The sequence below is a fragment of the Microcoleus sp. PH2017_08_TRC_O_A genome, assembly GCF_020738665.1.
Lineage (GTDB): Bacteria > Cyanobacteriota > Cyanobacteriia > Cyanobacteriales > Microcoleaceae > Microcoleus.
The window spans coordinates 21416-27918 of sequence record NZ_JAEQCE010000101.1 but is presented as its reverse complement, the minus strand read 5'-3'; the positions used below and the strand labels follow the sequence as shown (position 1 = coordinate 27918).

The following is a 6503-nucleotide window of genomic DNA, read 5'->3' as shown; positions in this document are numbered from 1 at the left end:
CATACAGGTAAACCCTAATTAAATAATTTGTAGTTACTCAACGATTATTCTCCAATATACCATATTCTGCTAATCTAAAGTTTAGATGCGTTCGCCCTGGGTTTATCCAGATTGTTGATAATTGTTATATATTGTTGGTGAACCCGCCCCTACAAAATATGGTTTCGTAGGGGCGGGTTCACCAACAATAATTGCCTGAAATAAACAATCTGGATAAACCCGCCCCAACCCAACCAAATTTCAGGTTGATGTAGGTTGTCGGTGGTGACAGGGCGGGTTTATCCAGATTGTTGATAATTGTTATATATTGTTGGTGAACCCGCCCCTACAAAATATCGTACAATCATGCTAAAATAATCATCGGTGTTATTGATAACTCCCCACAATGGACGAAACCCGCGATCGAGCCTACCAACAACTAATTCAGACTCTCCTGACTTGCCCCAGCGGAGACGAACCCCAGATATTACAAGCTAACTTAGAATTATTGGATCGCGGATTTCTCCAAGCTTGCGAGTCAGTAGCCGAAAACTTGACACAACAAGGACAAGAAAATGCAGCTAGTTTTCTACGAAATCTGGCCAGTCAGCTAGGCCAATTCTTGGATGGGAAGGATGAGGGAGATGGCGATGACTCTGAAGGTGAAAATTCCCAAGAATATGTAAAGTTTATCTTAGAATTATTGCAAGCAGCAGCAGCTAGCGGTAGCGATATTAAAGTAATTCACTCCATCCTCGGTCAACGACAACATCTCCTCAATGCCCGTTTTGGCGAGATTTTACAGGAAGTGGTCAAGAAGTTAATTGTCATCAGCAAAAATACAAAAGAAATTAGCTTAATTATCGGAATCTTTGAAAATTTAAGTGTTCGTATTTTTCAATTTCCCCGTGCAAACAGAACGAACAATATTGAAATTGCCATTACTGGTTATCAAATAGTTTTAAGTTATCGGGAACCGGGGAGCAAAGATTGGGCAAGGACTCAAGTCAACCTAGCCAATGCCTACTTATACAGAATTAACGGTTCGCGCGCGGATAATCTGGAACAGGCGATCTGCTTTTTTAACACAGCTTTAACAGTTTTCACTCTTCAGAATTTCGCTGAAGAATGGGCAATGACTCAAGTCAACCTAGCCACTGCCTACAAAAACAGAATCAACGGTGATCGGGTGAAAAATCTGGAACTGGCGATCGACTTTTTTAACGCAGCTTTAACAGTTTATACCCTAAAGGATTTCGCTGAAGAATGGGCATTGACTCAAAATAACTTAGCCAATACCTACAGTGATAGAATCAAGGGTTCGCGGGCCCAAAATCTGGAACTAGCGATCAACTTTTATAACGAGGCTTTAAAAGTTCGCACCCTAAAGGATTTCCCTAAAGATTGGGCAATGACTCAAAATAACCTAGCCAATGCCTACGGTGACAGACTTAACGGCGATCAGGCAGAAAATTTGGAATGGGCGATCAGCTTTTATAACGCTGCTTTAACAGTTCGTACTCTTAAGGATTTCCCTGAAGAATGGGCAGAGACTCAAAATAACTTAGCTGGTACTTATATTGAAAGAATCAAAGGCGATCAGGCCCAAAATCTGGAACAGGCGATCAGCTTTTTTGACGCTGCTTTAACAGTTTATACCCTTGAGGATTTCCGTGAAAAATGGGCAATGACTCAAAATAACCTAGCTACTGCCTACTTAGACAGAATCAAGGGTTCGCGGGCGGATAATGTGGAACGGGCGATCGCATCTTACACTGCTGCATTAACCATCCGCACCCGCGATGCCTTTCCCGAAGATTGGGCGATGACGCAAAATAATCTGGCAATAGCCTACAGAAACAGAATCAGGGGAGAGAAAGCTGAGAATATCGAACTGGCGATCGCATCATGCACTGCTGCATTAACCATCTACACCCGCAATGCCTTTCCAGAAAAATGGGCAATGACGCAAAATAATCTGGCAATAGCCTACAGTGACAGAATCAGGGGAGAGAAAGCTGAGAATATCGAACAGGCGACAAAGTGTTATGGAAATGCTTTAACTATCAGAACTCGTGAGGCTTTCCCGCAAGGTTATACAGAAACTTTATCTAATTTAGGTACTCTTTACCGAAGCAACCAGCAATGGCAACTCGCTTACGATACTTATGCCCTAGCAATTGAAACAGTAGAATTATTACGGGGTGAGATTCAATCTGGGGATGAAAGCAAACAGAAATCAGCCGAAAAATGGAATAGACTCTATCTGGGTATGGTAGAAGTTTGCATCCAACTGAAACGCTACACCGAAGCTGTGGAATATGCCGATCGTTCTAAGGGGCAAAACTTAATCGAGTTGCTATCGCGGAGAATTGCTGAGGAAAATGAACGGTTAAAACAAGCTGAAGAAAAAAACTATGACATCATCAACCAACTACGCCAAGATTTGGCTGCAAAATATCCTTATACACCTCTCAATTTTGGTGAAATTCAGCAGTTAGCCGATAAAAAAACAGCAATTGTCGAATGGTATATTTTGAGTAATAGTTTTTGTGCTTTCATCATCACTAAGCATAACCCACAACCACAAGTTTTACGATTTTCTGAGTCTGATGTAGATAAATTAATTGATTGGACTAGGGAATATTTAGGAGATTATTATCCAGCAGATATCGATCGACATTTACCTGAAAAAGAACAAATTGAACAATTCAAGCAACTCCGCGATGAAAAATGGGAGATACCTTTAAGTGATAAGCTCAAAAAACTAGCCCAAATTCTGCATATTGATCAAATAGTTAATGCCATTCCCAAAACCTGCGACAAACTAATCCTGATTCCCCATCGTCACCTCCACCTGTTCCCTCTCCACGCCCTCCCACTCACCAACAACACCGCCAAATGTTTGATAGATGCCTTTCCCGGTGGAGTTTCCTACGCCCCCAGTTGTCAACTATTACACCAAGTCCAAAAATACAAACGTAGTAAATTCGATAAATTATTCGCCATCCAAAACCCCACAGATAACTTGTTAGCTGCCGACATAGAAGTAGAAACCATCAAAAATATCTTCCTCAACTCAGAAATTTTAGCTAAAGGAAATGCCAAAAAAGGCGAACTATCAGAGTCAAAACTAGAAATAGCCGAAAGAGTCGCCGACAGCCACCATCTGTTCTTTTCCTGTCACGGTTCCTTCAACCCCAACGATCCGCTACAATCTGGTTTAGAACTAGCAGACGGCACTCTCACCCTAGAAGAAATCATCCGCTATTTCAACCTCAGCGAATGCAGCCTAGTCACCCTTTCCGCCTGCGAAACCGGACAAGTTCAACCCGACGACACCGACGAATACATCAGCTTCACCAGCGGTTTCCTATTGGCAGGTAGTCCCAGTTTATACGTCACCCTGTGGTCAGTAAACGCCTTTTCCACAGCAATTTTAATGATCAAAACCTACGAAAACCTCTCCCAGCAACCCGGTAAATTCGCCCTGTCATTAAACCAAGCCCAAATCTGGATGCGAGACACCGACATCCAAGGCTTCCTCGACTGGATAGAGCAATGTCACCTCCTAAACAAAGAATGTCGAGGAATATTACAACGTAATATGGACATAGAATTGGAAAATCTGGGAACCAATGATAAAATATATCAAAATCCCTATCACTGGGCCGGGTTCTGTGCGGCTGGCAAAGGAGAGCAAAAATATGAGTAATAGCATCACAAAATTAGAAATCTTCCAGAAACTAATTGAATTAGATTTATTTGTCAATCTGAAAGATGCCCTAGTTTCTCTTAAAGAGCAATGGACAGGTAACGATGAAGATAATATCAAACTCATTGAAAAATGGATAGAGGAACTACCACGAAATGATAAAAACAAGATACGAGGAAAATATGAATATTATCAATTAAATATAGAGAAGTTAGGCAGAAAAGGGAAATCATCGACTAAGCCGGGAGAACAAAGTGAAATTACGAAAGAAAGCATAGAGAATGCTATTATAGCTAAAGAAAAACCTCCTGAACCAAAGCCAGATACACCGTCTTCTCCATGAAAAATTTTAGTATCAGTGTTTGTTTTTTCCATCTCAATCAGACTTTAGGTGAATCTCTCGATCGAGTTTCACCTCAAGCTGATTTGATTTGGGAAAATCTGATTAAAATCAGTGAAAAACTACCTTTCACTGAACTAAAAGATTTGAAAGCAAAGTTAGTTTGTTATGAATTAGATGAACAATCACAGATTTTCAAACATCAGACAAAAGCTTTAAATTTAATCAACGAATGGCTAACAGAAGAGCAAAAACAGATCGACTTTGCTACTATCAGCCACAATGGATTAGCGATTAGCGGGAACTTACAACCGTTTTTATTGAATGATACCTATGCTTTCGATCTAAGTTTATTTCTCGAAAATCCTGACCAAGATATCACACTAGAAGAACTTCATTTATTTGAACCTAGCAGCCTCTTTTTAGACTATTCAGAAAACACTCTCGGTGAAACCATCTGGCTTTATGGAGAAACAGAAGTAGGTGATGCAGAATGTCAAGGCATCGCTAATGAATTAGTTGCAAGTTTACTGAAAAATACTAAATTTACAGCTAGATTAGTCAATGAAGACAAATTACTCAAAGTTCCCTTATTTGAATATGAAATTAGCCAAGGAAATCAACTTAATAAACTCTATCGGATTCTAGTTTGGATCGATAATCAAGCAATATCTCCAGATATTCCCGCAGTTTATGATGCTTTATTTGGGTCACTCTGGACTCGCCACAAAATTGAATATGTCTACCAAGAAGGGCGAGAAAGTTATATTAGAGCCAGAGAAGCTTATAGTAACATAGAAGCAAAGATTAAAGAATTTAAGCAAAATAAGCCATTAGAGGAACTGCAAAAACTGCTTGAATCAATCCCAGAAATATCTCTGCAATATCAACGGCAACTCCGAAATTTGCAAGCAGACTATACCGCAATTAAAGTCAATAAAATTAACCATCGAAACTACTTAGACAAAATAGCGCAACCGGGCGATATTTCCAGTTGGCTAAAGTTTGAAGAAATTACCTGTAAGCGCTACCTAGATCAGATAGAAACCCATATTAGCTATATCCAACCGGGTAAAGACTTAATTAGCGAATTTATCAGTACATTGCGGGGTTTGGTGGAAATTGAACAAGCTAAGTCCGATCGCCAATTACAACAAACTTTACAGGATAAGGAGATAAATGAGAAGAATCGCGATCGAGAATTAGAAAATACGATTCAAGCAGTCGGTACCGGTATCGGTGTCGGAGTCGGCTTTGCGGGAATCCTAGCCGCCGGCTACCCCTTAATCGAAAAACCTTGGGATTTTCCCTCTCCTCAACATCCTGTGTTACCGCCTCATCCCTTCGTTATTGCGGTTGTGGTGAGTTGTTTGTGCGGTGGTGGCTTGGGATGGTTGGCTTGGTTTTTCACTAAACGCCACCTCCAGAGTAAATCATCACCTGTGGAGGCAATTTCATCTAGTCGCGAAAGTCTACCTCCCTCTTAATTGATATTTGTGGGCGCATCAAAACCACAGAAACCGGGTTTTTTCCGAAAGCTGGGAGTTGTCGCCAAGTCTGTCGCAAAAACCCGGTTTCTCGCCACCCACCCACAATCCAAAATCTAAGAAACCGGGTTTTTCCCGAAATCTAGGAGTTGTCACCAAGTCTGTCACAAAAACCCGGTTTCTCGCCACCACTTTTAGAATAACAACGGCTCAATTTTGGTCTGTACCTCCTCAATCACATCTTCAGATACAGATTCAACAAATCGAACACCGCGAACTTTCCAGTCTAGACACTTGATTTGATCTGCAAGAATAACTCCCTGAACTTTTAATCCAATTGGTAAAGCAACTTCAAAAGGATACCCTTTTTGTTGCTTGGTAATAGGCATAAATAAAGCTAAAGAACTTTTCTGATTATAAGCACGAGGCGACAGCACAAAAGCAGGTCTAAGTCCTTTTTGTTCGTGTCCTTTAGTGGGGTCAAAGTCTAAATAAACAATATCGCCTCGACTCGGAATGTAGGGATTTGATTGTGTCACCAAACTTCATTCCCCACAGCAACTCCACTGTCAATCTCAGTATGAAGATTTTCTGGGGTAATGGCCTCAATCAACTCCTCAAGCGAATACCGCCGACGAGTTATCGGCTCGATCGTCAGCCTACCATCTATCAAGACAAGCTGCACTTGGGAACCTTCCACTAAGTTAATCTCTTTAGCTAAATGCTGTGGAATCCTAACAGCAAGACTGTTTCCCCACTTTGCGATCGTCCCAACCATAGCCCAATCCTCTAGCTAGTGATATTATTCTGAGGACTTCACCCTTTTTTGAGGATGTATATACAGAGTGTCTACAGTATAGCAACTAAAATCCAAGAAACCGGGTTTTTTCCCGAATCTTCGCCTGTAACCAAATATTCTCGCAAAAACCCGGTTTCTGACTACCCACCCATCAAAAACAAAACAACCGCCAACAGTCAAAGC

Annotated in this window: 5 protein-coding genes; 3 read left to right on the top strand and 2 right to left on the bottom strand. The window is 41.0% G+C overall.

All coding sequences use genetic code 11. The annotated features are described in order from the left end of the window. Nucleotides 1-385: 385 nt before the first annotated feature. The 3 genes from JGK22_RS27745 to JGK22_RS27735 are packed head-to-tail and all read left to right on the top strand — an operon-like array spanning nucleotide 386 to nucleotide 5521. Nucleotides 386-3694 carry a CHAT domain-containing protein gene (locus tag JGK22_RS27745; protein WP_293208166.1) on the top strand — a complete coding sequence of 1103 codons (3309 nt, stop codon included), beginning with the start codon at nucleotides 386-388 and terminating at the stop codon, nucleotides 3692-3694. Then, nucleotides 3687-4037: a hypothetical protein gene (locus JGK22_RS27740; protein ID WP_293208164.1), complete on the top strand. Its 351-nt coding sequence runs from the start codon at nucleotides 3687-3689 to the stop codon at nucleotides 4035-4037. Before JGK22_RS27745 ends, JGK22_RS27740 begins: the two co-directional genes overlap by 8 nt. Continuing rightward, nucleotides 4034-5521 (top strand): hypothetical protein, encoded by a 1488-nt coding sequence (locus JGK22_RS27735; RefSeq protein ID WP_293229546.1) that lies wholly within the window; start codon nucleotides 4034-4036, stop codon nucleotides 5519-5521. Before JGK22_RS27740 ends, JGK22_RS27735 begins: the two co-directional genes overlap by 4 nt. A 194-nt stretch (nucleotides 5522-5715) precedes the next feature. Here the strand turns inward: JGK22_RS27735 and mazF are convergent, their stop codons facing one another. Then, nucleotides 5716-6060 carry an endoribonuclease MazF gene (gene mazF / locus JGK22_RS27730; RefSeq protein WP_293175280.1) on the bottom strand — a complete coding sequence of 115 codons (345 nt, stop codon included), beginning with the start codon at nucleotides 6058-6060 and terminating at the stop codon, nucleotides 5716-5718. Next, complete coding sequence (locus JGK22_RS27725) at nucleotides 6057-6299, bottom strand: AbrB/MazE/SpoVT family DNA-binding domain-containing protein (protein ID WP_293148968.1); 243 nt, start codon at nucleotides 6297-6299, stop codon at nucleotides 6057-6059. The genes mazF and JGK22_RS27725 overlap by 4 nt, the downstream gene beginning before the upstream one ends. Nucleotides 6300-6503 lie beyond the last annotated feature (204 nt).